Source organism: Hymenobacter citatus, from assembly GCF_014333615.1.
GTDB classification, from domain to species: Bacteria; Bacteroidota; Bacteroidia; order Cytophagales; family Hymenobacteraceae; genus Hymenobacter; species Hymenobacter citatus.
The window spans coordinates 67,003-92,372 of record NZ_JACSCY010000018.1 but is presented as its reverse complement, the minus strand read 5'-3'; the positions used below and the strand labels follow the sequence as shown (position 1 = coordinate 92,372).

The following is a 25,370-nucleotide window of genomic DNA, read 5'->3' as shown; positions in this document are numbered from 1 at the left end:
TGATTCTGTAGCTCAGCTGGTAGAGCAGTACACTTTTAATGTACGGGTCCTGGGTTCGAATCCCAGCGGGATCACACAACTTCAGCCCCGAATGCTTTGTCATTCGGGGCTTTTTTGTTTTCTGGCGGCTTCAGTTGCAAGCACAGCTCTACAACGTGTATCACGCGTATCAATTTTATACAATTATCGCTATGTTTGGCTGTCTCAATCAGTCATTTTACTAGTTTCTATACCCGCTAGCTTTCTGTATATGCAAAAACCATCTAACGCATTTATAGCTGCGTCCTGGGTAGCGCTCCTGGTTGGTATGGTCGCTTTTATGGTAGGGCTGTGGAATGCTACTATGCCGCTCAGCGAGAAAGGCTATTATTTCACGGTATTGCTCTACGGATTGTTTGCGGCCATATCGCTGCAAAAAAGCGTGCGCGACCAGCTAGAGGGAATTCCCGTCACAAGCATCTACTACGGCCTGAGTTGGTTTGCCACGCTCTCGGCTATTTTGCTACTGGCGGTAGGGCTGTGGAATGCTACCCTGCTCTTGAGTGAGAAAGGCTTTTATGCTATGTCGTTTATGCTGGCGCTGTTTGGCGCTATTGCGGTGCAGAAGAACACGCGCGACGCGCAGAGCAGCCGTTCGGCAGACCAAACCGCAGAAACGGGTTTCACCGTCCGCTAGGGCACAAGCGCTGTTTGCTGTATCTTGCGGTCCGCCCAAGCGCCTCTCCGGCCCCGGCGGACCGTTTTTTATTCTGCTATTTGGCAACTCACAACTGGCAACCCCTATGCTGCGCACCGACTGGACCCTCGACGAAGTAAACGCAATTTATCACCAACCCGTGCTGGAGCTGGTAGCCCAGGCCGCCGCCGTGCACCGCGAGTTTCAGGCTACCGGCGAAGTGCAGGTGTGCACGCTGCTGAGCGTGAAAACCGGCGGCTGCCCCGAAGACTGCGCCTACTGCCCCCAGGCCGCCCGCTACCATACCGGCGTGCAAGCCCACAAGCTTCTCCCCGACGCTGAAGTGCTGGCTTCGGCCCAGCGCGCCAAAGACTCCGGCTCTACCCGTTTCTGCATGGGCGCCGCTTGGCGCGAAGTGCGCGACAACCGCGACTTCGACCGGGTGCTGAATATGGTGACTGAGGTAAACAACCTGGGTCTGGAAGTGTGCTGCACCCTGGGCATGCTGAACGAGTACCAGGCCGAGCGCCTGAAAGAAGCCGGCCTCTACGCCTACAACCATAACCTGGACACCAGCCGTGAGCATTACGGCGACATCATCACTACCCGCACCTACGACGACCGCCTCGATACGCTGGAGCACGTGCGCAAAGCCGGTATTTCGGTATGCTCGGGCGGCATCATTGGCCTGGGCGAGACGGACGAGGACCGCGTGGCCATGCTGCACACCCTGGCTACCCTACCCCAGCACCCCGAGTCGGTGCCGGTGAATGCGCTGGTGCCGGTAGAGGGCACGCCCCTGGCCGAGCAGCCCCGCGTGAGCGTGTGGGAAATGCTGCGCATGATTGCCACCGCCCGCCTGCTAATGCCGAAAACCATCGTACGCCTCTCGGCTGGCCGCCAGGAAATGCCTGTGACGGAGCAGGCGCTTTGCTTCCTGGCCGGTGCCAATTCTATCTTCTCCGGCGAGAAACTCCTCACGACCCCCAACCCTGACTTCGACGCCGACAAGCAGATGTTTGAGCTGCTGGGCCTGAAGCCGCGCAAGGCGTTTAAGGACGTGCCGCAGGGCGCCACCGTATTAGGAAAGCAGGAAGCTGCAACCGTTTAGGGTAGGCGGTTCTTCTATTGCGTCTGCAAGCCTTTGTCTGTCATCCTGAGCAGCGCGAAGGACCTTCTCACGACAGAACGACACGTGTCACAACGACTCGTTCACATATGAGAAGGTCCTTCGCGCTGCTCAGGATGACAGGTGTTTTGTAGTCTACTATGCCAACCCCTCCCCTCCACCAACGCCTCGCCCAGCACCTGGCCAAGCGCGAAGCCGAAGGCACCCGCCGCCGCCTTTCCCTACCTGCCGAAAACCTCGTTGATTTCAGCTCCAACGACTACCTCGGCCTGGCTCGCTCCCCTACCCTGCGGCAGGCGTTGCAAGCGGCCATGCAGCAAGAAGCCGCTGGTAGCACCGGCTCCCGCCTGCTCACCGGCAACTCAGCTGCCGCCGAAGATTTGGAAGCGCACTTAGCGCAGTTCCACCGTGCCGAAGCGGCCCTCCTCTTCAACTCCGGCTACGCGGCCAACCTGGGCTTCTTTGCCGCCGTGCCCCGTCGCGGCGACACCATTTTCTACGACGAAGCCTCGCACGCCTCCGTGAAGGACGGTATTCGCGGCAGTTTTGCCACGGCCTACAGCTTCCGTCACAACGACGTGGCCGACCTGGAGCGCCGCCTACCCCGCGCCACCGGCGCCGTGTTTGTGGCTGTGGAGGCGCTTTATTCGATGGACGGCGACATGGCTCCCCTACGTGAGTTGGCCAATTTGTGTCGGCAGCGGGACCTGTATCTAGTAGTAGACGAAGCGCACACCAACGGCCTCTACGGTCCGCACGGCGAGGGGCTGGTAGCCGAGTTGAGCCTGGAAAACGACGTATTCGCCCGCGTCCTCACGTTTGGCAAGGCCCTGGGCAGCCAGGGCGCCGCCGTGGTCGGCCCAGCCGTGCTGCGCGACTACCTCCTGAATTTCAGCCGCCCCTTCATCTACACCACTGCCCCGGCTCCCTACACGGTAGCGACCTTGGCCGCGGCCTATCAGCTGCTCCCTACTCTGGAGGCAGAGCGGCGGCGGCTGTTTGCGTTATCTGAGTATCTGAAAACCACTTTGAACGCGGTGCCCGGCCTGCACGTGCCGCCCGACAGCCACGTAATTCACCCGGTGTTCTTCCTCACCTCTTCCGGTCCCGAGGCCGTGAAGCACATAGCCGCCACCGCCCAAGCCGCTGGTTTCGACGTGCGCGCCATTGTGGCGCCTACTGTTCCCGCCAGCACCGAGCGCCTGCGGCTGATTGTGCATTCTTATAATAAAGAGGCGGAGATTGACAGGCTGGCGGAGGTGTTGGGAAAATGATGACGGCAGCCCGTCATTTCGGTTGGCGGGAGAAATCTCGCGTGCTCCCGCTAATCTCAATCATCAGAGAATTACTCACAAGCAAGATTTCTCCTGCTGGTCAAAATGACGTTCTTTCATTATTGCACCTTACTATCTTTATCTCTATGAACCTCAGCCCGGCGCTACTCGCTACTATTCACGGCATTATCACGCAGGCGCGGGACCGGGCCATCCGCTCGGTTGACGCGGAGCGCGTGCGGATGTATTGGCAGATTGGCCAATACATCTTCGAGGAAGAGCAACACGGCGAAGACCGGGCGGCGTACGGCACGTTCCTTATCAAAGGCTTGGCCGAAGCGTTGCAACCGCAGTTTGGCAGCGGATTTTCGAGTCGACAGCTGCATTGGTATGTGCAGTTTTATCGTGCTTTTCCGAATATGAACGCGCTGCGTTCACAATTCACCTGGACGCATTATCGCAAGTTCATCCAACTTGACAATTCCGACAAACGGGAGTTCTACAGCGCCGAAGCGGCCAAGAACAACTGGTCGGCGCGGCAGTTGGAGCGGCAGGTCAACAGCCATCTGTTTGAACGGCTATTGCTGAGCAACGATGTAGCCGCCGTGCTCCAGGTAGCCCGCGAAGAAAAGCCGCCCGCTACGACCCGCGACATCATCAAAGACCCGATGATACTGGAGTTTCTGGGCCTGAAACGGGAAGCCGCCTACTACAAAAAAGACCTGGAAACTGCCCTCATCACGCACCTGCAAGAGTTTATGCTGGAGTTGGGCAACGGCTTTCCTTCGTGGCCCGGCAGCAACGCCTGCACCTAGATGGCGACGACTTCTTCGTGGATCTGGTATTCTATAATCGGCTGTTGCAGTGCTTCGTGCTAATCGAAATCAAAACCGACAAGCTCACCCACCAAGACCTGGGCCAGCTCCAGATGTACGTAAACTATTTCGACCGTTTCGAGAAGCAGACGTACGAAAACCCCACCATCGGCATCCTGCTCTGCGCCGATAAAAATGATGCGGTAGTAAAAATCAGCCTACCCGAAAACAACCAAACTATTATGGCCAGCAAATACCAACTCTACTTACCCACAGCGCAACAGCTGCTGGCGGAAGTGAAGAAGAAAATGGATAAGTTGGATAGTTACTGATTTAGCATCAAAATGAAAAGACATAAAATACGAGGAATAAGAAGACGACATAGAACAATAAATGTATGGTTGAACAATAACCTACTATTGAAGTATGGCCTGCTTGAAAAATATGGCGAGGATCATTGCGACCTTCTTGTTCACCCTTGGTGTGACGTATCAGTCATCAATAGTACAATACCTCAACCAAAAAGAGAAACAAGAAACTTAATGGTTAGCGGGCTGATAAAAATATATTATAATTGGAAAGAGCAATTAGACAAGTTAAAGAAACCTTATTATTTAAAAATTTGGCTCTATTATCCCCGTTTCGAACTTTCTCGCGTTGTATGCGCGATAGGTGAGAGGAAAATTTTCTATGAAAATTCATTGAACGAAGCTCATGAGGCAGAGCTACCTGCAAATTTACTTAGTAATTCATACTCTATATTGAACAGCTTTTCATGGAAATTAGGCTTAGACAATGATTATTATAGCAATAATGATTTAGGAGAAGAAAAAAATTACGCAAGTAGTCAAGATTACTTAGAGTCAAGAAGATGGTTTGCTAAAATATTAGCAAAGCCTCATATTACTATTCCGTTTAACGATTCAGAAGGAAACATTTTAGATGTTTATTGTTTTAAAAGAGGCAATATTTGGATTGGAACTGTGGACAAATAGTTTCAAACTAAATTATTATAATTTACAACTCATGTAGAGTTATAAACCATTGCAACACCTCTTCATCACCGGCATCGGCACCGACGTAGGTAAAACCGTCGTAGCCGCTATTCTCACCGAAGCCCTGCGCGCTGACTACTGGAAGCCCGTGCAAGCCGGCCTCATGCCCACTACCGACGCTGCCACCGTGCGCCAGTTGGTCAGTAACCCTGCTTCCCGCTTCCATCCCGAAGCCTACCGCCTGGCCCTACCCGCCTCGCCCCACGCGGCAGCGGCGGCCGAAGGCATTGCGCTTACGCCCAGCGCCTTCCGCCTACCCCGCACCGATAATCACCTGGTAGTAGAAGGCGCAGGTGGCCTGCTGGTGCCGCTGGCGCCGGGGTTTCTGATGGTGGATTTGCTGGCGCAGCTGGGCCTAGCGGCCGTGGTGGTGTCGCGCAACTACCTGGGCAGCATCAACCACACCCTGCTGACGCTGGAGGCGCTGCGGCAGCGCCAGATTCCGGTGCGCGGCCTCGTGTTCAACGGCGAGCCTACCCCGGCCACCGAGGACTTCATTGCCCAGCACACCGGCGTGCCCATCATGCCCCGCGTGCTGCCCGAGCCGGTGCTGGATGCGGCCGTAGTGCGTCGCTACGCGACGGAGTTTCGGGCGTGGTTTGCGCAGGTGTAGGGGCGCGTTGCACGCGCCCGTCGTAGGGTACGCTCTGGCTTCACGAGGTTGTCCTGCGCAATCAGGGGAACTCATCTTCTCCTCCAACCGGCGCGCGGGCACCATACGACGGGCGCGTGCAACGCGCCCCTACGGCGCCGGGTGCTACCTTTGCCGCATGTCTACGCTTGCCGAACGGGACCACGCCGTGCTGTGGCACCCCTACACTCAAATGCAAACCGCCCCGCTGCCGGTGCCCATCGTTAGCGGCGAGGGCGCCTGGCTGGTGACCGACGACGGCACCCGCTACCTCGACGGCATCTCCTCGTGGTGGGTGAACCTGCACGGCCACGCCCACCCCCACATTGCCGAGCGCGTGAGCGCGCAGCTTCGTACCCTGGAGCACGTGTTATTTGCCGGCTTCACCCACCCCGCCGCCGTGGAGCTGGCTGAGCAGCTGCTCGAACTCCTACCTGGCAACCAGGCCCGCGTGTTCTACTCCGACAACGGCTCAACGGCCGTGGAAGTGGCCCTGAAAATGGTGCTGCAATACTTCCATAACCAGGGCCAGCCCGAGCGGCGGCGTTTCCTCTGCTTCCGCGACTCCTACCATGGCGACACGTTCGGGGCGATGTCGGTGAGCAGCCGGGGGGCGTTTACCGAGCCGTTTTGGCCATTGCTGTTTGAGGTGGAATTTATCGACGTGCCGGTGCCGGGCCGCGAGGCGGAGGTGCTGGCGCAGCTGGATGCGGCCTTGCAGCAGCCGGAGGTAGCGGGCTTCATCTTCGAGCCACTGCTGCTGGGTACGGCGGGCATGGTGGCGTACTCAGCCGAGGTACTGAATGAAATGGTGCGCCGCTGCCACCAGCACGGCGTACTGTGCATTGCCGATGAGGTAATGACCGGCTTCGGCCGCACCGGGCCGCTATTTGCCAGCAGCCAGCTACAAGAGCAGCCTGATATCATGTGTTTCTCGAAAGGCCTCACGGGCGGCACCCTGGCCATGGGCCTAACCACCTGCGCCGCGCCGCTCTACGAGGCGTTTCTGAGCGACGACAAGATGAAGGCATTGTTTCACGGCCACTCCTATACCGCCAACCCGGTAGCTTGCGCCGCCGCCCTGGCTAGCCTGGAGCTGACTCGCGCTGAGGTCTGCACCCAGCAGCGCCAGCGCATTGCCGCCGCCCATGCCGCGTTCAAGCAGGAGCTGGACGGCCAACCCGGCATCCGGGCGGTGCGCCACGTGGGCACGGTGCTGGCCGTAGAATACAACCCCGGCGAGGGCACCAGCTACTTCAGCCGCCTCCGCGACGCATTCTATCAATTGGCCCTCGATAACCACGTGATTCTGCGGCCCTTGGGCAACGTGGTGTACTTGCTGCCGCCCTACTGCACCACCGACGCCGAGTTGGAACTGCTCTACCAGGTGCTGCGCCAGATGCGCGAGTTGGTGCTGAACTTCACCCCCGCCCCTACCCTGCCCGAGTACCTGCATGACTAACGCTCGCGCCGACGAATACATCCTTATCCGGGGCCGGGGCCGGGTATCGGCATTGGGCGAGCAGGCGTTTCCGTCTGCTTCGGATTCGCCTTTTTCCGCACACCCCAACGGCCTGCCCGTAGCCGCCCTACCCCCCGCCACCGAAGCCGCCGTGGCGGAGTTGCGCCATGCCCACCCCGCCTATCGTCAGCTCGACCGCACCGTGCTGCTGGCCCTGCTGGCCGCCCGCCAAGCCGCCGCGGCAGCGGGATGGCGCACTACGTCAACGGAAGCAGAGCCAGGCAAGCGTGACCACCTAAACCCCACTCACCACTCACTACTCACTACTCACCGCTCCCTGTCCGTCAGCATAGGCAGCAGCCGCGGGGCCACGCACCACCTGGAGCACTACCACGAGGAGTTTTTGCGGGCGGGCAGTGTGCCAGCCGCCGCGTCGCCACTCACAACGCTGGGCAACGTGGCGAGCTGGGTAGCCTTCGATGCGGGTAGTACCGATGGGGCCATACTGAGCCATTCCAGCACGTGCAGCAGCGCGTTTCAGGCGCTGGGCAATGCGGTGGCCTGGCTGCGGGCGGGCATGGCAGAGCGCTACCTAGCTGGCGGGGCCGAGGCGCCGCTCACTGATTTCACGCTGGCGCAGATGCAGGCCATCGGTATTTACTCACCGTTTGCGGCTTCCGAGTGGCCCTGCCGGCCGGGCGCCGGGCGGCCTTCTACCTTCACGCTGGGCGAAGGCGCTGCCGTATTTGCGCTGGAGAAAGTAGCCGCTGCTACCGCCGCCGAAGTCGCTGCTGCGTCCGACCGGCCATTGTTTCGGCTGGAAAGCGTGGGATTCGGCTTTGAAGCCATTGGTAGCAAAACGGGCATTTCGGCTGATGGACAGCATTTTCAGACTGCCATCCGGCAGGCCTTGCAGCAGGCGGGTAGGGAGCCGGCCGAGGTAGACGCCCTAGTGCTGCACAGCCCCGGCACCCCCGCTGGCGACGCCGCCGAACTGGCGGCCGTACGGGCGGTTTTTGGCGAAAACCAGCCACAGCTACTCTCCAATAAGTGGCTGGTGGGCCACACGTTGGGCGCCTCGGCGGCGCTCAGCCTGGATTTTGCTTTGCAGGTGCTGGAGACGCAGCAGTGGCCGGTGGCGCCGTTTCTTACCTACCTGGCCACGGCGCCGGAGCGGCCGATCCGACGTATTTTGGTGAATGCCGCCGGCTTTGGCGGCAACGCAGCCAGCGCGTTGGTGTCTTTGGTGTAAATCCGATTGGCGGACGCCTGCCGGTCCGACGCCGTAGGCGTCCGACCGGTCGTCGTTGCTGAGGTTGAACGGGCTTCTTGTTGCTATTGCATACGTCTTGTGTAAGCGGCGCGGACATTCGCAGACAACAACTGGTCGGACGCCTACGGCGTCCGACCAGTTGTTGTCTGCGAGGACCAGCGGGAGAAATCTCGCGTAGTAGTAATTTCCTGACGCGTAGCTTTACTACCGCCCGTCAGCACGCGAGATTTCTCCCGCTGGTCGAAATGACGTTCAATTTTGACTGACCACTAAAATTGGCAACTGATCAACACCAAACCTACTTCACATGACGCTTCGCTCTACCCTACTTGCTGCTTTCCTCCTCCCCGCGCTACCCCTACTCGCGCAAACCAAACCATCGACAACACCTGACCCGACCATCAAAAAGATGGTGAATGAGATTTCGGAGAAGCGGTTGAAAGACGACATTGACAAACTCGTGAGCTTCGGTACGCGCCACACGCTGAGCGACACCAAGAGCAAGAAGCGCGGCATTGGGGCGGCGCGCAACTGGGTGGAAGACGAGTTCAAGAAGTACAGCAAGGCCAGCGGCAACCGCCTGGTAGTCACCCAAGACACCTTCACCATCAAACCCGACGGCCGCCGCATCGACCGGCCGGTGGTGATGGCCAACGTGATGGCTACCCTCCCCGGCACCGACCCCAACGACAAGCGCATCTTCATCGTGAGCGGGCACATCGACTCACGGGTATCAGACGTGATGAATGCCACCGCCGACGCGCCCGGTGCCAACGACGACGGTTCCGGCACGGTGGCCGTGATGGAGCTGGCCCGCGTGATGAGTCAGCAGCAGTATCCCGCCACCATCATCTTCGTGGCGGTGCAGGGCGAGGAGCAGGGCCTTTACGGCTCGACGCACCTGGCTCAGCGGGCCAAAAAAGAGGGTTGGAACCTAGTGGCCATGCTCAACAACGACATCGTGGGCAACTCGCACGGCAACGACCCTTCGGTGGATGATGCCAAGCACCTGCGCGTGTTTAGCGAAGGCGTGCCTGCCACCGAAACCGAGGCCGAGGGTAGGTTGCGCCGCACGCTGTCGTCTGAAAACGACTCGCCCTCCCGCGAGCTGGCCCGCTACGCCCAGCAGGCCGCCGCGGAGTACGTGGACGGCCTCGACGTGGTAGTGGTCTACCGCCCCGACCGATTCCTGCGCGGCGGCGACCACACGCCCTTCAACCAGCAGGGCTTCACGGCGGTGCGCTTCACGGAGATGAACGAGGATTTCCGCCACCAGCACCAGGACTTGCGTACCGAAAACGGCACCGAGTACGGCGACCACGCCAAGTTCATGGACTTCGCCTACCTGCGCAAAAACACCGGCGTAAACCTGGCTACCCTGGCAAGCCTGGCCATGGCCCCGGCTTCGCCGCAAAACGTGGGCGTGCTCACGGCCCAGCTCACCAACCGCACCCAACTGAAGTGGGATGCCCCCACGGCCGGCCCCAAACCGGCCGGCTACTACGTGCTCATCCGCGAAACCACCTCGCCCAAGTGGGAGCAAAAAGTATTTGTAACGGACACCAAAGCCGACCTCACGCAGAGCAAGGACAACTACATTTTCGGGGTGGCCTCCGTGGATGCCCAGGGCCACGAGAGCCTGCCGGTGATTCCGAAGCCGGTGCGGTAGGAAGCAGTATGCGTCGTTGCTACTGCTCGCTTTTTCTGCTCCTTGGCTGTGCCTGCACGCATTCCGCTTCCGAAGAAACTACTGCTTCGGGAGCGGAACCGCCTGCTACTACGCGTGTTGCCGTCGACACAGCAGCCGCGCCGGTAGCGACAGTACGACAGTTTTTGCGCTGGTATGCGCTACGGGTTGATGATCTGAACCAGCTGCCTTTGGTACCAGCGGCTTATTCCGAAGACAGCACCGATGTGTATACTGTTGATTATAAAGCAGTAGACACTTACTTAGCCACGTTGCGCAGCAGCGGTTACGTGTCGGCGGCTTACACCGCCGCACGCCGGGCAGAATACCAGCAGTGGGCCGACACGCTGCGGCTGCACCCGCAATACGACGGGCCTCCCGCGGGCTTCGACTACGACCCGGTTATCTTCTCCCAGGATTCGGAAGAACTAACGGAACTACTACGTGTTACGCCGCTCCTACAGTACCAAACCGCCGACTCGGCGCGTGTAGTATTGCCGCAACCCAGTTACGCGCAGACGCCCCGCACAGGCCTGGCCTTCGGCTTGTCTCGACACGGTAGGCGTTGGCTGATTGATATGATTTGGCCAGTATTCGCTGATTAACTAGTTCGCTAGGAAAGTGTGGTTTGCTTGCTACAGCAACATAATGCGAGACTTTCTCCTTATTGCCCAGCCAGCGCTTTGCCAATCAACGCCTGTGCCTCGGGTGACAACGGAAGCTGCAAAGCCAGCCGATGGCCTTCGGTCGTCATTTTGCGCCAGGTTTTCTGCACGATGTCGATGACCTTTTCTTCGGGGTGCCGGGCGGCGAAGTCGAGGAAATAATACTGCAAAAACACCAGGCATATCACATCTTCCAGCAGCTGTACTTCGGGGTCGAGGTGCAGCTGTTGCTTTTGCAGGAGCGCCTGCACCCGCTGGATGGTATCGGCGTCGTAGTCTACCTGCGTCAGGATGTCGCCGGCCACTTGGGCGTGAAATTTCTTGAGCGTGTTGCGCCAGTGGTGGTAGCCGGCGCGGTCCATGGGAAAATCCTGACGCGGAATGGTCCAGCGGCGGATGTGCTGGCAGCGGGCGGCCAGCTGCACCGCCTCCGAGGCGTTGGGAGCCACCGCGTGCAGGCAGGCGCTCATGCGCTGCCCGTAGACCAGCTCCTTGGGGTAGGGCTGGCCGTCTACGATTTCCTGGTTGGGGTCTTCGGCGTTGGCAGCGTCGAACAGGCGGATGGCTTCGTCGAAACGGGCTTGGTGGAGAATCATGCGGGCAAATAGGTCGGGTAGCACGGGTAAAGATAGAGCCTTGTTCTTTCGCCCCTCCTACCTTTGGCTTCCCTACCTATTCCTGTTGCTTTATTTAGGAGTACATGCACAAGCTCGTTGTCTGCCTTTTGATCTTTTTGCTGAGCTATCCAGCAACGGCCCAGCAACCGGCTTTCCGGGTGGTACCGCTGGGTGTGCGCGGCGGGTTGGATGAGAGCAACCTCTCGGCCTACCTGGTGGCGCCAACTGGTTCGGCCGACTATGCTTGCCTGGATGCCGGCACTGTGCGCACAGGCGTGCAGCGGGCTATTGCGCAGCGTACCCTCATCGGCTCGGCCGATAACATCATTCGGCGCCGCATTCGGGCCTATCTGCTCTCCCACGCCCACCTCGACCATGTGGCCGGCTTGCTGCTGAACGCACCCGACGACACCACCAAAACCGTGTACGGCCTACCCAGCTGCCTCGATATCATTCGGCAGCACTACTTCAACTGGCAGAGCTGGCCCAACTTCGGCGACGCCGGCACGGCGCCCACGTTAGGCAAATATCACTATCAACCTCTGCTACCTGGCACGCCCGAAACCGCCGTGGCGGGCACGGCGCTGCTGGTGCGCACGTTTCCGCTCAGCCACGGCACCGGCTACGAAAGCGCGGCTTTTTTGCTCCGCCACGGCTCCAGCTACCTGCTGTACCTAGGCGACACCGGCCCCGATGCGGTGGAGCGCAGCACGCGCCTGGCCGAACTGTGGCAGGCGGTGGCGCCGCTGGTGCGGGCCGGTACGCTGCGGGGCATTTTCATGGAAGTATCCTACCCCAATGCCCAGCCCGACGCGCTGTTGTTCGGTCACCTTACGCCCCGCTGGCTGCAGCAGGAGCTCTCGGCGCTGGCCCGGCTGGCGGGACCCGATGCCGTGCGCAATCTGCCCGTGATTGTAACGCACAGCAAACCTACAGTCGACAACATCACCCAAATCAGGCAGCAACTCGAAGCCGCAAATACGTTGCGCCTCCGATTCATTTTTCCGGAGCAGGGTCTGTCCTTTGAGTTGTAGCGTACGTAAGGCCGTTGTCAGCTTGCCTTACTCCACCACGGCCATGGTGGCTGTAGCTTTGGCTACCAGCTTGTCATCGCACCACACCTCGGCCTCGCAGAAATGCAGGCGCCGGCCGGCTTTCAGCACCCAGCCCACGGCGCGCATCTTTGCCCCTACCCCCGGATGCAGGTAGGACACCTTGATTTCGGCCGTAACGACGCCCGTGCCTTCCGGCACCAGCGTGACGGCCGCAAACCCGGCTGCCAGATCGGCCATGGTGGCTACCAGGCCGCCGTGCGCGAAGCCGCGGTGCTGCTGGTGCTTTTCTTCTAACAACAGCTCGGCCTCTACCCTGCCGGGCTCGATGCGGGTGAGGTCGGCGCCAATGAGGTGCATGAAGTTCTGGCGCACCAGCTTGCGGCGGATACGGGTTTCGAGCGTCTCTTCGGGAGCGGGGGTAGGGAGGTCGGGCATAGGGCAAAGGTAGCAGCCCCTACCCCATGGGCCGCACCTTTTTGGCCTACTGCCGTATAGGCTACCCTTCGCCTACTTATTTTCGATGCCTGATACGCCTACTCCAGACTCTTCCCTCCTTGCTGCCTATGCTCACCAGGTGCGCGTTCGGCCCTGTGGTTTGCTTATTCACGAAGGTGCGCTGCTGTTGGCGGCCCACCGGGGCCTGCTGCCAGATGGTGCCCCGTTTTGGTCGCCGCCGGGTGGTGGGTGGCAGTTTGGGGAAAGTCTGCACGAGTGTTTGCGGCGGGAGTTTCGGGAGGAAACCGGCTTGGCTGTGAATGTGGGCCGCTTTCTACACCTGCACGAGTTCAAAACCGACACGCTGCAAGCCCTGGAAATGTTTTTTGAGGTGACGGCCGCCGACCCCACCGCCCTACCCCAACTCGGCACCGACCCCGAGCATGCCGCCGACGCCCAAATCCTGACGGAATTGGCCTTTCTAACGCCCCGCCAGCTCATTGCCCTGCCCATGCAGCAGGTGCACCCGGTGCTGCGCCAGATCATCAGCCCCGATGATATTTTCATCCCGCAGTTGCGGTTTGCCCCCTAAGCTGCGCGCCGCCTGGTAGCGCACAAGCCTGGCACGGCCGCCCGATAAGTGCTACCTTTAGCGGCTCAACCCACTTCTGCTTGTGTCTGCTACGCTTGTCCCTACCGCTTCTGCTGCCCCTACCGTTCTGGCCCATCTGCGCGACGAAACGCTGGACGCCAGCCGCTTAGGCGCCTATAACCTCTACCTCACGGTGGGGCCGGCCGGCGTGCGCATAGGCATTGCCGATGTACAGCGCAACAAGTTTGTAGCCCTGGAAGACTACGCCACCCAGCCGGGCCTACCCGCCGCGGCGCAGCTACCAGCGCTGGCTGCCCAGCACGATTTGCTGTCGCTCGCGGGCTGGAACAAAGTGCGCCTGGCCGTGCACAACCGCGCCTTCACGCTGCTGCCCGCTCCTCTGTTTGCCCCCGGCGATGAGGCCACCTATTTGCAACTCCACCACGCCTGCGCCCCCACCGAAACGGCCTGCGCCTACCGCCACACCGGCCTGGATATCGTGAGCGTATTTGCCGCCGACCGCCCGCTGGCCGACTGGTTTCGGCAGGCCTACCCTACCGGCCGGCTGCTGCACCAGACCAGCGCCCTGCTCGAAGGTGTGCTGCACCAAAGCGAGGCCGCCGCGCCGCGCCGCGTCTACCTCAACATTGGCCACCAAGAGCTAACGGTGCTGGTGATGCGCAGCAAGCGCCCTGAGCTGTGCAACGTCTTCGCATTTACTACCCCCGAAGACCTGATTTACTACACCATCCTGGTGATGCAGGAGTTGCAGCTCAACCCCGACCAGGACCCCGTGATTGTGTGGGGCGACCTGCTGCACGACTCGGAGCTATTTTCGGTCCTGCGCAAATACATTCGTCACCTGCGCTTCGGCAACCGGCCCTTCGATCTGCGCTACAGCTACCGCCTCAACGACCTCACCGAGTACCGCTATTTCGACCTGTACGCGCTGCACTTGTGCGAATAGGTGAACTAGTGAGATGGTGAAATAGTGAGTATGACGTGCTATTTGCGCTATTAGCACCAGTAGGCCTTTAGAACGTCAAACTCACCATCTCACTAGTTCACCATTTCACCACTCACCATCTCACCACTCACCATCTCACCACTCACCGTATGGCTCGTATTGCGCTGTTTCCTGGTTCCTTCGACCCGTTCACGAATGGCCACCTCGATGTGGTGCGGCGGGGCACGCAGCTATTTGATGAAGTAATTATTGCCCTAGGAAACAACAGCAGCAAAACCCGCTACCTGCCCGTGGAGCAAATGCTGGAAATGATTGCCGAGGTGTTTCGGGATGAGCCGCGCGTGCGGGTGCAGGCCTACAAAGGCCTCACCGCCGACTTTGCCCGCGAGGTGGGCGCCCGCTACCTGCTGCGCGGCCTGCGCAACACCACCGATTTTGAGTACGAAAACACCATTGCCCAGGCCAACCGCCACGTCAACCCGGAGCTGGAAACCGTTTTCCTGATTACCTCGCCCGCCCTGGCCGCCATCAGCAGCACCATCATCCGCGAAATTCACCGCTTCGGCGGTAATGTGGACGATTTCGTGCCGTTTACGCTACCGACAGTCAGTTAAAAATTAGGGGTTAAAATTGAAAAAGCGGCTGTCATCCTGAGCGCAGCGAAGGATCTTATCACGGCTGAACGAGTCGTTGTTACACTTGTCGTTCAACTGGCATAAGGTCCTTCGCTGCACTCAGGATGACAGCCGCTTTTTCAATTTTAACCCCTAATTTTTAATTCTTAACCGTTTCCCCGGCGGTTTCGCTGAGGTAGTGGCGCACCACCAGCGCGATAGACGCGTAGGAGTCGTCGAGTACGCTCAGGGCCTCCTGGGGCGTCATCCAGCGCACTTCCTCAATGTACTCCTCAGCCTGGGGCTTCATCAGCGAGTCGTCGAGGCACTGCATGGTGTACCAGTTGGTTTTCTTGAGGATTTTATTGCCGTTGTAGGCGTAGGAGTGCCAGGTGCTGGGCAGCTTTTCGCCTAGTCCTACCTTGATGTTGCACTCTTCCTCTACCTCGCGCAGGGCCCCAATACCGGGGTCTTCTTCTTTCTTGAGCTTGCCCTTAGGCAAATCCCACTTATTGAAGCGCGAAATCATCAGCACCATGCCATCCTTCGTCACGAGGCCGCCGGCGGCTTTCACGATGCGGAACTGGTCTTTTAGATGCAAAATCAGCCGTTTTTTCTTGCGGGCCAGCAGCGTGAGAGAGGTTAGCTTTTTCAGCTTTTTCACCTCCATCATACGCAGCAACCGGTCGATGAACACGTCGGTTACGTCGCGCACCAGCACGTCGCCCACCAAATCTTTGGACGAAAATTCGTCTTCCGGATTCAGAATCAGGTCGTAGCGGTGCTTGTATATTTTCTCGCTGTTCTTCTTAATAATCAGCGGGATATCATTGATGAAAACGTTCATCGCGAAGTAGTCTTCTGGGAGGGCAAGAAAGCAAAAACAGGCCGAAGTCTGTTGCAAAACACAGCATAATTATCGGCAAACGGAAATAGCTGTGTGGGGCAAGATACGGGGAACAGCCGAGGTAGTTACTTTGCACCGCGTTCTGGTAAGGCCGCACTGGCCGCCAGCTTTCCAAAACCCGCCGCCACTGGCGCGGGTTAGCCCTTCCTACCCTTCTTCCTACCCCGTGAAATCTATTGGCTTGCTTTCCGACACCCACGGCTACCTCGACGAGCGTATCCTGCACCACCTCAGCACCTGCGACGAAATCTGGCACGCCGGCGACTTTGGCAACGTGGCCGTGGCCGACACCCTGGAGGCCATAGCGCCCCTACGCGGCGTCTACGGCAACATCGACGGCCAGGACGTGCGCGCCACCGAACCGCTGGTACAGGCCTTTGAAATCGAAGGCCTGCGCGTGCTCATGACCCACATTGGTGGCTACCCCGGCCGCTACACCCCAGCGGCCAAGCCGCTCATTGCGGAGTTCCGCCCCGGCTTGTTTATTAGCGGGCACTCGCATATTTTAAAAGTAATGCCCGACAAGCGCAATCATTTGTTGCATCTGAACCCCGGCGCGGCTGGCCGCCACGGTTTTCATACGGTGCGCACCATGCTGCGCTTTCAAGTCAACCAGGGCAAGGTAGAGCAGCTGCAAGCCATTGAGCTGGGGCCGCGTACGGAGAGGGGATAGGAGGGTATGGGAGTGTGAGGGTATAGGGGGTAGGAAGTATTGTCATCCTGAGCTTGCGAAGGACCTTATGCCCGCAGAATAAGTCGTTGTTACGCCAGTCGTTCTCACGTGATAAGGTCCTTCGCAAGCTCAGGATGACAATACTTCCTACCCTCCTACTCCCATACCCTGACTCCCCTCTCAACGCAAAAACGCCTTTCTACCGAAGTAGAAAGGCGTTTTCAATTCTATAAAGCAAAAGCCAACCGACGCCGGTGGCGACTTACTTACAGCGCGATTTCGGGCTTGGGCTTCTCGCCTTCCTGGCCGTCGCTGTTCACCTCTTTTACCACAGCCTCAGCCTCGTCGAAGCCTTCGGTGCCGGTTTGGTTTACTTTAGCGATGTTGGGCGAAGTCGTCGTTTCCGAGGTAGCGGCAGGGGCCGTGCCACCGTTGAAACGGGCTTTCAGCTCCTCCGTATCCACGTTCTTCAGAACGGGGGTAGCGAGCAGTTGCTTGATCACGCGCTGCTTGTTGTTAGCGCGGGCAATGTTCTTGCGGTGTTTCCGCTTGAGACGGGTAGCAGTCATATCCGGGTCGGTTGAATGTCATTTTTTGAATGAGGGGCAAAAGTAAGTCTTATTTTTGACTTCGAAAACCTTTAGCCCTCTTCTTTATGTCCTTGCCAACCGTCGACCTCCGCTCCGATACCGTTACCCGCCCTACCCCCGCCATGCTGGAAGCCATGTTTCAGGCCCAGGTGGGCGACGACGTGTACGGTGAAGACCCCACCGTGCGGGCGCTGGAAGAGCAAGCCGCCGCCCGCTTCGGGCTGGAAGCTGGCCTGTTTTGCCCGTCCGGCACCATGACCAACCAGATTGCCATCAAAGCCCACACCGAGCCGCTGTCGGAAGTGATTTGCGAGCAAACGGCCCACGTGTACCTATGGGAGGTAGGCGGCATTGCGTTCCATTCCGGCGCCTCGGTGGCGCTGCTGCCCGGCGACCGGGGCCGCCTCACGGCCGCGCAGATAGAAGCTGCCATCCGTCCTCTCGACAACGTGCACTACCCCGACACGCGCCTGATTTGCCTGGAAAACAGCCACAACCGCGGCGGCGGCAGCTGCTATACATTGGATGAAATTGCGGCCATTGCCGACGTGGCCCGGCGCCACAACTTGGCCCTGCACCTCGACGGCGCCCGTATTTTCAACGCGCTTGTCGCTACTGGCCAGCGCGCCGAGGACTACGGGAAATACTTCGATTCGATTTCAGTATGCTTATCCAAAGGATTAGGCACACCGGTAGGCTCGGTACTGCTGGGTAGTAAGGCGTTTATCCATAAATGCCGCCGCATCCGCAAGGCTATGGGCGGCGGCATGCGCCAGGCCGGCTTTCTGGCCGCCGCGGGCCTCTACGCTCTGGAGCACCATGTAGACCGCCTGGCCGACGACCACCGCCGGGCCCGCCAGCTGGGCGAAGCGCTGGCCGCGCAACCCTATGTAGAGTTTGTGCTGCCTCCCGATACCAACCTGGTTATCTTCAAGCTGACGCCCGAGATGCCTGCCGACACCTTTCTCCAGCACCTGGAACAGCAGGGCATCCGGGCCTCCTCGTTTGGCCCACAGATGATTCGTTTCGTCACGCATCTGGACGTAGATGATGCCATGGTGCAGCGGGTAGCGGAGGCGCTAACTGGCGTTGCCGTTAGCCTGCCCGGCTAGTTTTTTCGTAGCAAGTCTACCTGCGTCAGCCCCTACCCTTGGTCAGTTGGGTTGCGCTTCACCCGTATAGTCCACTTTTCATGTATTTGAACTTATACAACGTTCTGGCGCTGCTGCTGGTAGTCGCCGCCTTGTTTGGGTATGTCAACCACCGGTTTTTGCGGCTGCCTTCTACCATTGGTCTTATGGTGTTGGCGCTGGTATCGTCCGTTGGCTTGGTGCTGCTAGGGCGTTTTGAAATAGTCGATGTTTCCAGCATCATCGATGCAATCAAGCAGATTGACTTTCAAACCATTCTGATGCAGGTAATGCTCAGCTTCCTGCTATTTGCCGGCGCTATTCACGTTGATGCGCAGAAGCTGGGCCAGCAGCGTGTACCGGTCTTCACGCTGGCCACCATTGGCATGCTTATCTCCACGGTATTGGTTGGTTCGATGCTCTATTGGCTGCTGCCCCAGTTTGGCTTATCCCTACCCTTTATGTGGTGCCTGCTGTTTGGCTCTCTCATTTCCCCCACCGACCCCATTGCCGTGCTGGGCATTCTAAAAGAGGCCCGCATTCCCAAACAATTGGAAATCAGTATTGTGGGCGAGTCGTTGTTTAACGATGGGGTAGCAGTAGTCGTGTTCGTGAGCCTGGCCCAGTTTGCTACTACCACCGGCGAGGCAGCCCCCGAAGGGCACAGCATCGGCACGTTGTTTTTGCAGGAAGCCGTGGGCGGAGTGATGCTGGGCGCGGCTCTGGGCTACCTGGGCTACCTGATGCTCCGCACCATCGACAACTACCAGGTGGAAGTACTCATCACCATTGCCCTAGTAACAGGTGGCACGGCCCTGGCTACCGCGCTACATACATCGGGGCCGCTGGCTATCGTAGTGGCCGGCCTTATTATCGGGCAGCAAGGGCGACAGTTGGGCATGTCGGATACCACGCGGGAGTACGTCGACAAGTTCTGGGAAATGCTCGACGAGATTCTCAATGCTATCCTGTTTGTGCTTATTGGCTTTGAGATTCTGGTGCTCCACTTCGAGACGGTGTATCTGTTGGTAGGCCTGTGCACCATTGGCATTGTGCTGGTAGCCCGACTGGTGGCCGTTGCCCTCCCGCTGCGCCTGCTCAACCTGCGCCGGTCTTTCCCGCAGCACGCCGTGAAAGTGCTGACCTGGGGCGGCCTGCGGGGCGGTATTTCCGTGGCCCTGGCCCTGTCGCTGCCCAACGGCGAAGCCCGGGAGCTGCTGGTGGCCGTTACGTACGTTGTAGTGGTCTTTTCCATCATTGTGCAGGGCCTGAGCATCGGGCCACTCGTCAAGCGTCTGGGCCTAAGTATAGCGCCAAGTGAGGCGGAGCCTTTGCAGCACTAATTTTGTTATGACCTAACCGAAAGGTTGCAGGCAACACACCTGCTGATGCATACTGCCTGTCTGAGAGCAGGCAACAGAAACTCTAGTTCTATGAATTTATTTGTGGTCGGGGATGTGCACGGGTGCTACTATACCTGGCAGCAACTGCTCCGGCACTGGCAGCCAGCCAAAGAACTCCTGATTCAGGTAGGCGATTTAGTGGACCGCGGCAATTTCACGCCCGCCACCGTTGCCTCAGCCATCAGCCTGCGCCAACGCCACCCCAACACTGCTTTCTTCCTGAAAGGCAACCACGAAGCCAGCCTCTGGCAGCACTGCGGCCCCGATGGCCCCTACCCGCCCTGGCTGCAATGGGGCGGGCGCGGCACCTTGTTTCAGTATCAGCTGCACGCGCCCGCTACGCTGCGCCACCACGCTGCGTGGCTGAGCCAGCTGCCCCTGCATTGGGAAAACGACCACCTGTTCATCAGCCACGCCGGCTTGGCCGATACGACACAGCCGTTTGATGAAAGCAACCCCGACGGGATTCTGTGGCGCCGTGGCCCGCTGCGTAATATCGGGCGGCGACAAGTGGTGGGCCATACGCCTACCCCCGATGGCACGCCCGTTTTCGATGAAGCTGCCAACGTCTTTTACCTCGACACGGGCGCCTACGCTGGCCGGGGCCTCACGGCCATCCGCCTCTCCCCCACCGGCGACCTGCTCGACACCATCACCATCCCTACCCACGCCGATGACATTGCCTGACGACGCCCAGCCTTACGCCGAAGCCCGCGCTTACCTCTCGGCCGCCGATCCGGTGCTGGCGCGCATCATTGCGCGGGTGCCGCCGGTGCAGCCCAGCGCCCACGAGGACATCTACCTGGCGCTGCTGCGTGCTATCGTCAGTCAGCAGATTTCTACTAAGGCCGCCGCGGCCATCTGGCGCAAGGTAGAGGGCCTGTTCCTACCCGACGGCTACCCCGAGCCCTCGGTGTTGTGGGGTATGTCGGACGAGGAGCTGCGCGCTGCTGGCCTCTCCTACCAGAAAGCCAGCTACCTGCGCGCCATTGCCGAGTTTGCCCTCCGCGACCAGCTCGACCACGCCCACCTCAGCCAGCTTTCCGAGGAAGACTTCACCCAGCACCTCACTCAGATAAAGGGGGTAGGCCGCTGGACTGCTCAGATGATTCAGATGTTCGCCCTCGACCAGCCCGACGTGTTTTCGGAAGGCGACCTGGGCATCCAGAACGCCATGCGCCAGCACTACGGCCTGGAAGAAACCGGCCGCCCCCTCCTGCGCCGCATGACCGAACTAGCCGAAACCTGGCGCCCGTATCGGTCCGTGGCGTGCAAGTATCTGTGGCGCAGTTTGGACTAATGGTGAAGTGGTGAAGTGGTGAAGTGGTGAAGTTTTGAATTGTCTGTCATCCTGAGCGCAGCGAAGGACCTTATGCACGCAGAACGAGTCGTTGGTACGCTCGTCGTTCACGCGTGATAAGGTCCTTCGCTGCGCTCAGGATGACAGACAATTCAAAACTTCACCACTTCACCACTTCACCATTTACTTCGCCTTCCCCCGCTTCACCATGTAGGCGTGCAGCACTTTATCAAACGGCTCGCGGATGTCAACCGGCACGAAGTCAATCTTGTACTGGCCGCACCGTAGAGCCAATTCCTGCTCGTATTCGCGCATGGCAGCGCGGTACTGCTCGCGCACCTGGGCGGGTTGCAGCTTGATGGTTTCGCCGGTTTCGATGTCCTCGAACAGGTAGGGCCGCTCGGCAAAATCGAAGTCTGACTCGGTGGCGCGGTCCATCACATGGAACAGCAGCACCTCGTGCTGCTGGTGGCGCAGGTGCTGCAAGGCCGCCAGCGCCGCTGTTTGTTCTTCGGGTGCGCGGCCCAGCATATCGGAGAAAAGTACCACCAACGAGCGTTTCGGGATTTGCTGGGCAATGCGGTGAATCACGCCCGCCACGTCGGTAGGGCGGCGGGGGGCGGCGGGGCGCTCCAGCAGCTGTTGCAGCGTGAGCAGCAGCGTGTGGCGGTGCGTGCTGGTGGAGCGCACCGGCGTTTGCAGCTCAATCTGCTCGGCGAAGGTGACGAGGCCTACGGCGTCGCGCTGCTTTTGCAGGAGCGTGATGAGGGCCGCGGCGCACAGAATGCTGAAGCGCAACTTGTCGTGGGTAGGCTCGGGGTAATACATCGACGGCGACACGTCGAGCAGCAGGTGGCAGCGCAGGTTGGTTTCTTCCTCATAGCGCTTCACAAACAGCTTATCGGTGCGGGCCAGCACCTTCCAGTCGATGTGGCGGGTGCTCTCGCCGGGATTGTAGAGACGGTGCTCCGAAAACTCCACCGAAAACCCGTGGTAGGGCGACTGGTGCAAGCCTGTGATGAATCCTTCGACCAGCTGTCGGGCCAGAAACTCCAGATTTTCGAAGGAACGAACTGCGGCTAAATCGAGCGCCATAAGTATATGAGCTAAAAAATGAGCGGTGCCCAATGGCAGCCGAATCTGTGCTAACGGTAAAAATACGGGAAACAGTGTCGGTGGCTGGTAACCCCAACTGGTCATGCTTCGCTATTTTCTCAAAATGGTACATTTTCCGGCAAAAAAAGCCTGCCTTCGTATTTTTATATTCACTGTATCTGATTTACTTTGAGCCTACAAAAAGTTCATTTTGGAATAATTCACTCTTACTGAAGATTCTGTGGAAGACCGTCACGATCAAGAAGAAATTTACTCCCAACGCATTAAAGCCGGCAAGCGCACGTACTTCTTCGACGTGAAGGCTACCCGCGGCCAGGACTACTACCTTACTATTACGGAAAGCAAGCGTCGTCTCCGGGATGATGACACCTTTTCCTACGAAAAACACAAAATCTTCCTTTATAAAGAAGATTTTGCCAAGTTTGTAGATGCGCTGCAAGACGCCGTTGATTATGTACGCGAAGAACTGCTTTCGCCTGAAGAAGTAGCCGAGCTGGACCGCCCCCGTCCCGCCTACGACAACGATTCGTACAATAACAGCACCGACACCTACTAACCAATCGGCCTAGCGAAACAGATCGTACTATCCCTTTTTGCTACTCGATTTATTCAAAACGGCGCGCGTCGGCTCAGGCTGATGCGCGCCGTTTTTTGGTTATCAAGTATGCTGCCTAAGTAGCACTATCCTACTTCGTCGTAGATAAACAACGACGGGCGCGTGCAACGCGCCCCTACAAAACCCTTACCTTTGTGCCCGAATTGACGCAACGGAAAGAACGTCAACTCACCATCTCACAACTTCACCATTTCACCGTATGGGTCTCCGCTGCGGAATCGTCGGTCTGCCGAACGTGGGTAAGTCCACGCTGTTCAACGCGTTATCGAATGCCAAGGCCGAATCGGCCAATTATCCTTTCTGCACCATCGAGCCTAACGTGGGCGTGATTACCGTGCCCGACCCGCGCCTGCAAGTGCTGGAGGAAATTGTGAAGCCCCAGCGCGTGGTGCCTACCATTGTGGAGTTTGTGGACATTGCCGGCCTCGTGAAGGGTGCCAGCAAGGGCGAAGGCCTGGGCAACAAGTTCCTGGCCAACATCCGCGAGGTAGATGCCGTGATTCACGTAGTACGCTGCTTCGACGACGACAACATTGTGCACGTAGCGGGTGGCGTTGATCCAGTGTTTGACAAAGACGTGATTGACACGGAGTTGCAGCTCAAGGACCTGGAAAGCATCGATAAGAAGCTGGCTAAATCGGAGCGCTCGGCCAAGAGCGGCGACGCCAAGGCCAAGAAGGAAGTAGCCGCCCTGCAACGCTTTAAAGACCACCTCGAAGCCGGCCACAACGCCCGCTCGCTGGGCGCCAGCGAAGACGAATTGGAGGCCGTAGAAGATCTGCAATTGCTGACCATCAAACCGGTTATCTACGTGGCTAACGTGGACGAGGGCAGCATCCAGAACAACGGCAACGCCTACGTGGATGCGCTGCGGGACCATGTGAAGAACGAGAATGCGCAAGTAGTAGTGGTGTCGGCCGCCATTGAGTCGCAGATTGCGGAGATGGACGACCCCGAGGAAAAGGAGATGTTTCTGGGCGAGTACGGCCTCACCGAATCGGGCCTGAACCGCCTGATCCGGGCCAGCTATGAGCTGCTGAACCTGATTACTTACTTCACCGCCGGCGTGCAGGAAGTGCGCGCCTGGACCGTGCACCGCGGCGACAAAGCCCCCGCCGCCGCTGGCGTTATCCACTCCGACTTCGAGAAAGGCTTTATCCGCGCCGAGGTAATTAAACTAGCTGATTACGAGCAATATCGCTCGGAAGCCAAGATCAAAGAAGCCGGTAAAATGGCCGTAGAAGGCAAGGAATACGTGGTGCAGGACGGCGACATCATGCACTTCCGCTTCAACGTCTAGGACCACGGATTCGCTCGGATTTATCGAATTTCACGGATTTTGTGGTAGGGAGCCCATCGTTGCGTGATGGATGCACTACGCCTTCACGCCCTACCCCACACAACACACGCACATGGACGTAAAGGACAGCAACGGCAACTTGCTCGCCGAAGGCGACTCGGTGACGCTGATTAAGGATTTGAAAGTGAAAGGCTCATCGCAGACGCTCAAGCGCGGCACGCTGGTAAAGAACATTCGCCTCACCAACAGCCCGGCCGAGATTGAAGGCCGCGCCGGGGGTAGCACAATGGTGCTGAAAACGGAGTTTTTGAAGAAGGCGTAGCGGCACCGTTTTCGGTGCCATTGCTTATCAGGAAGCGCTCCGGTCGATAGTCGACCGGAGCGCTTTGCTTTTCAGGGCTACCGCACTGGGCACATAGCAGCGCAGCGGGTGGGTGCAGGATGGATCGACCTGGCGCTTTCGCGTACTTGGGTTCTTTCCTTACCGTTTGGTTCCTATGCGCTTACTCACTCATTTCCGGCTGGTTGCAGGGCTGGCGTTGCTGGCGGCAATGCTGGCAAGTGTAACCCAACGGCCTACCCCGCACCCTACCCTCTACCTCATCGGCGACTCTACCGTCAACAATAATAACGCGCCCCAAATGGGCTGGGGCGCCGCTTTACCGGCTTTTTTTGACACCACCCGCTTGCACATTGTAAACCGCGCTAAGGCCGGCCGCAGCACCCGCACGTTCGTGTCGGAGCAGCGCTGGCACCAAGTAGATTCGCTGTTGCGGCCCGGCGACTTTCTGCTGATGCAGTTTGGGCACAACGAAGGCAGTGTGCCCGACACCACCAAGGCCGGCCGGCGCGGCGTGCTGCGCGGCACCGGCCCCGAAACCAAGGAACTCACCTGGCCCGACGGCCACCGCGAAACCGTGCACACCTACGGCTGGTATCTGCGCCAGTTTGTGCGCGGAGCCAAAGCCAAGGGCGCCAAACCCATCATCGCCTCCATGATTCCGCGCAACGAGTGGAAAGACGGCAAGGTAGTACTGGCCGACCAGGATTTTGGGCGCTGGGCCGCCGAGGTGGCCCGGCAGGAAGGCGTGCCCTTCATCGACCTGAACGGCATCACAGCCGCGAAATACAACCAGCTCGGGCCGGAAAAGGTCAAAGCCTTTTTCCCCGGCGACCATACCCACACCAACGCCGAGGGCGCCCGCCTCAATGCGGCGTCCGTGGTGGATGGCATTCGGGCCGAGAAGAAAATTGCGCTGAACAAGTATTTGCGCAAAGGCTGAAGCACTCTTTGCGTTCTGCCAAGTCATGCTGAGCTTGTCGAAACATCTCGCGTGCTAAGGTGAGATAGTATCTTTCGTCAGCACGCGAGATACTTCGACTCCGCT

27 protein-coding genes, 1 tRNA gene and 1 pseudogene are annotated in these 25,370 nt (G+C 58.9%); 24 read left to right on the top strand and 5 right to left on the bottom strand.

The window, feature by feature from the left end; all coding sequences use genetic code 11:
* Position 1 precedes the first annotated feature (1 nt).
* The 11 genes and pseudogenes from H8B15_RS18205 to H8B15_RS18155 all read left to right on the top strand — a co-directional run bounded on the left by H8B15_RS18205 (position 2) and on the right by H8B15_RS18155 (position 10,607).
* A tRNA-Lys gene (locus H8B15_RS18205) sits at positions 2 to 74 on the top strand.
* Positions 75 to 250: 176 nt separating this feature from the next.
* Positions 251 to 676, top strand: coding sequence for an inner membrane protein YiaA (gene yiaA / locus H8B15_RS18200; RefSeq protein WP_187321072.1), 426 nt, complete (start codon positions 251 to 253; stop codon positions 674 to 676).
* Positions 677 to 782: 106 nt separating this feature from the next.
* A complete protein-coding gene (gene bioB / locus H8B15_RS18195; RefSeq protein WP_187321071.1) occupies positions 783 to 1,787 on the top strand; it encodes a biotin synthase BioB in 1,005 nt (334 codons plus the stop codon).
* Positions 1,788 to 1,945: 158 nt separating this feature from the next.
* On the top strand, positions 1,946 to 3,079 hold the full coding sequence (locus tag H8B15_RS18190) for an aminotransferase class I/II-fold pyridoxal phosphate-dependent enzyme (RefSeq protein WP_187321070.1): 1,134 nt from the start codon (positions 1,946 to 1,948) through the stop codon (positions 3,077 to 3,079).
* Positions 3,076 to 4,226: pseudogene (locus H8B15_RS21425) on the top strand (PDDEXK nuclease domain-containing protein). The gene H8B15_RS18190 and the pseudogene H8B15_RS21425 overlap by 4 nt, the downstream one beginning before the upstream one ends.
* A gap of 12 nt (positions 4,227 to 4,238) precedes the next feature.
* Positions 4,239 to 4,889, top strand: coding sequence for a hypothetical protein (locus tag H8B15_RS18180; RefSeq protein WP_187321069.1), 651 nt, complete (start codon positions 4,239 to 4,241; stop codon positions 4,887 to 4,889).
* A gap of 49 nt (positions 4,890 to 4,938) precedes the next feature.
* A complete protein-coding gene (gene bioD / locus H8B15_RS18175) occupies positions 4,939 to 5,562 on the top strand; it encodes a dethiobiotin synthase (RefSeq protein ID WP_187321068.1) in 624 nt (207 codons plus the stop codon).
* A gap of 157 nt (positions 5,563 to 5,719) precedes the next feature.
* On the top strand, positions 5,720 to 7,042 hold the full coding sequence (gene bioA / locus H8B15_RS18170) for an adenosylmethionine--8-amino-7-oxononanoate transaminase (protein ID WP_187321067.1): 1,323 nt from the start codon (positions 5,720 to 5,722) through the stop codon (positions 7,040 to 7,042).
* On the top strand, positions 7,035 to 8,294 hold the full coding sequence (locus H8B15_RS18165) for a beta-ketoacyl synthase N-terminal-like domain-containing protein (RefSeq protein WP_187321066.1): 1,260 nt from the start codon (positions 7,035 to 7,037) through the stop codon (positions 8,292 to 8,294). Before bioA ends, H8B15_RS18165 begins: the two co-directional genes overlap by 8 nt.
* A 328-nt stretch (positions 8,295 to 8,622) precedes the next feature.
* Complete coding sequence (locus H8B15_RS18160) at positions 8,623 to 9,984, top strand: M20/M25/M40 family metallo-hydrolase (RefSeq protein ID WP_216859199.1); 1,362 nt, start codon at positions 8,623 to 8,625, stop codon at positions 9,982 to 9,984.
* 8 nt (positions 9,985 to 9,992) lie between these two features.
* Positions 9,993 to 10,607 carry a hypothetical protein gene (locus H8B15_RS18155; protein ID WP_187321065.1) on the top strand — a complete coding sequence of 205 codons (615 nt, stop codon included), beginning with the start codon at positions 9,993 to 9,995 and terminating at the stop codon, positions 10,605 to 10,607.
* 59 nt (positions 10,608 to 10,666) lie between these two features.
* Here the strand turns inward: H8B15_RS18155 and H8B15_RS18150 are convergent, their stop codons facing one another.
* Positions 10,667 to 11,287 (bottom strand): DUF4202 domain-containing protein, encoded by a 621-nt coding sequence (locus H8B15_RS18150; protein ID WP_343069179.1) that lies wholly within the window; start codon positions 11,285 to 11,287, stop codon positions 10,667 to 10,669.
* An 80-nt stretch (positions 11,288 to 11,367) separates the two neighbouring features.
* Here H8B15_RS18150 and H8B15_RS18145 point away from each other — a divergent pair, with 80 nt between their 5' ends.
* Positions 11,368 to 12,318 (top strand): MBL fold metallo-hydrolase, encoded by a 951-nt coding sequence (locus tag H8B15_RS18145; RefSeq protein ID WP_187321064.1) that lies wholly within the window; start codon positions 11,368 to 11,370, stop codon positions 12,316 to 12,318.
* 27 nt (positions 12,319 to 12,345) lie between these two features.
* Here the strand turns inward: H8B15_RS18145 and H8B15_RS18140 are convergent, their stop codons facing one another.
* Positions 12,346 to 12,774: a PaaI family thioesterase gene (locus tag H8B15_RS18140; RefSeq protein ID WP_187321063.1), complete on the bottom strand. Its 429-nt coding sequence runs from the start codon at positions 12,772 to 12,774 to the stop codon at positions 12,346 to 12,348.
* An 85-nt stretch (positions 12,775 to 12,859) separates the two neighbouring features.
* Between H8B15_RS18140 and H8B15_RS18135 the strand changes: the two genes are divergently transcribed.
* The 3 genes from H8B15_RS18135 to coaD all read left to right on the top strand — a co-directional run bounded on the left by H8B15_RS18135 (position 12,860) and on the right by coaD (position 14,947).
* A complete protein-coding gene (locus H8B15_RS18135; protein WP_187321062.1) occupies positions 12,860 to 13,366 on the top strand; it encodes an NUDIX domain-containing protein in 507 nt (168 codons plus the stop codon).
* An 82-nt stretch (positions 13,367 to 13,448) separates the two neighbouring features.
* On the top strand, positions 13,449 to 14,333 hold the full coding sequence (locus H8B15_RS18130) for a DUF3822 family protein (RefSeq protein ID WP_187321061.1): 885 nt from the start codon (positions 13,449 to 13,451) through the stop codon (positions 14,331 to 14,333).
* 149 nt (positions 14,334 to 14,482) lie between these two features.
* Positions 14,483 to 14,947 (top strand): pantetheine-phosphate adenylyltransferase, encoded by a 465-nt coding sequence (gene coaD / locus H8B15_RS18125; protein ID WP_187321060.1) that lies wholly within the window; start codon positions 14,483 to 14,485, stop codon positions 14,945 to 14,947.
* A gap of 160 nt (positions 14,948 to 15,107) precedes the next feature.
* On the opposite strand, the gene H8B15_RS18120 is transcribed toward coaD, so the two are convergent.
* Positions 15,108 to 15,794 (bottom strand): NUDIX hydrolase, encoded by a 687-nt coding sequence (locus H8B15_RS18120; RefSeq protein WP_187321059.1) that lies wholly within the window; start codon positions 15,792 to 15,794, stop codon positions 15,108 to 15,110.
* Positions 15,795 to 16,020: 226 nt separating this feature from the next.
* On the opposite strand from H8B15_RS18120, the gene H8B15_RS18115 reads away from it, so the two are divergent.
* Positions 16,021 to 16,527 (top strand): YfcE family phosphodiesterase, encoded by a 507-nt coding sequence (locus H8B15_RS18115; protein ID WP_187321058.1) that lies wholly within the window; start codon positions 16,021 to 16,023, stop codon positions 16,525 to 16,527.
* Between the two features lie 266 nt (positions 16,528 to 16,793).
* Here the strand turns inward: H8B15_RS18115 and H8B15_RS18110 are convergent, their stop codons facing one another.
* Positions 16,794 to 17,096: a hypothetical protein gene (locus H8B15_RS18110; RefSeq protein WP_187321083.1), complete on the bottom strand. Its 303-nt coding sequence runs from the start codon at positions 17,094 to 17,096 to the stop codon at positions 16,794 to 16,796.
* Between the two features lie 86 nt (positions 17,097 to 17,182).
* Between H8B15_RS18110 and H8B15_RS18105 the strand changes: the two genes are divergently transcribed.
* The 4 genes from H8B15_RS18105 (at position 17,183) to H8B15_RS18090 (ending at position 20,950) form a co-directional block, all read left to right on the top strand.
* Positions 17,183 to 18,229 carry a threonine aldolase family protein gene (locus H8B15_RS18105; protein ID WP_187321057.1) on the top strand — a complete coding sequence of 349 codons (1,047 nt, stop codon included), beginning with the start codon at positions 17,183 to 17,185 and terminating at the stop codon, positions 18,227 to 18,229.
* Between the two features lie 80 nt (positions 18,230 to 18,309).
* Entirely contained in the window at positions 18,310 to 19,590 is a 1,281-nt protein-coding gene (locus tag H8B15_RS18100; protein ID WP_343069178.1) for a cation:proton antiporter, read from the top strand.
* A 90-nt stretch (positions 19,591 to 19,680) separates the two neighbouring features.
* Entirely contained in the window at positions 19,681 to 20,337 is a 657-nt protein-coding gene (locus tag H8B15_RS18095; RefSeq protein WP_187321056.1) for a metallophosphoesterase, read from the top strand.
* Positions 20,324 to 20,950, top strand: a complete 627-nt coding sequence (locus H8B15_RS18090) for a DNA-3-methyladenine glycosylase family protein (RefSeq protein ID WP_187321055.1) — start codon at positions 20,324 to 20,326, stop codon at positions 20,948 to 20,950. The genes H8B15_RS18095 and H8B15_RS18090 overlap by 14 nt, the downstream gene beginning before the upstream one ends.
* Before the next feature lie 183 nt (positions 20,951 to 21,133).
* Here H8B15_RS18090 and H8B15_RS18085 read toward each other — a convergent pair whose 3' ends face one another.
* A complete protein-coding gene (locus H8B15_RS18085) occupies positions 21,134 to 22,051 on the bottom strand; it encodes a DUF58 domain-containing protein (RefSeq protein ID WP_187321079.1) in 918 nt (305 codons plus the stop codon).
* A gap of 235 nt (positions 22,052 to 22,286) precedes the next feature.
* On the opposite strand from H8B15_RS18085, the gene H8B15_RS18080 reads away from it, so the two are divergent.
* The 4 genes from H8B15_RS18080 (at position 22,287) to H8B15_RS18065 (ending at position 25,265) form a co-directional block, all read left to right on the top strand.
* Positions 22,287 to 22,622 (top strand): DUF3276 family protein, encoded by a 336-nt coding sequence (locus tag H8B15_RS18080; RefSeq protein ID WP_185280640.1) that lies wholly within the window; start codon positions 22,287 to 22,289, stop codon positions 22,620 to 22,622.
* Positions 22,623 to 22,881: 259 nt separating this feature from the next.
* On the top strand, positions 22,882 to 23,982 hold the full coding sequence (gene ychF / locus H8B15_RS18075; RefSeq protein WP_187321054.1) for a redox-regulated ATPase YchF: 1,101 nt from the start codon (positions 22,882 to 22,884) through the stop codon (positions 23,980 to 23,982).
* Positions 23,983 to 24,094: 112 nt separating this feature from the next.
* The gene (locus H8B15_RS18070) at positions 24,095 to 24,304 is read left to right on the top strand and encodes a zinc ribbon domain-containing protein YjdM (RefSeq protein ID WP_187321078.1); all 210 of its coding nucleotides are present in this window, start codon (positions 24,095 to 24,097) and stop codon (positions 24,302 to 24,304) included.
* Positions 24,305 to 24,479: 175 nt separating this feature from the next.
* Complete coding sequence (locus H8B15_RS18065) at positions 24,480 to 25,265, top strand: rhamnogalacturonan acetylesterase (RefSeq protein ID WP_216859197.1); 786 nt, start codon at positions 24,480 to 24,482, stop codon at positions 25,263 to 25,265.
* Positions 25,266 to 25,370: the final 105 nt, after the last annotated feature.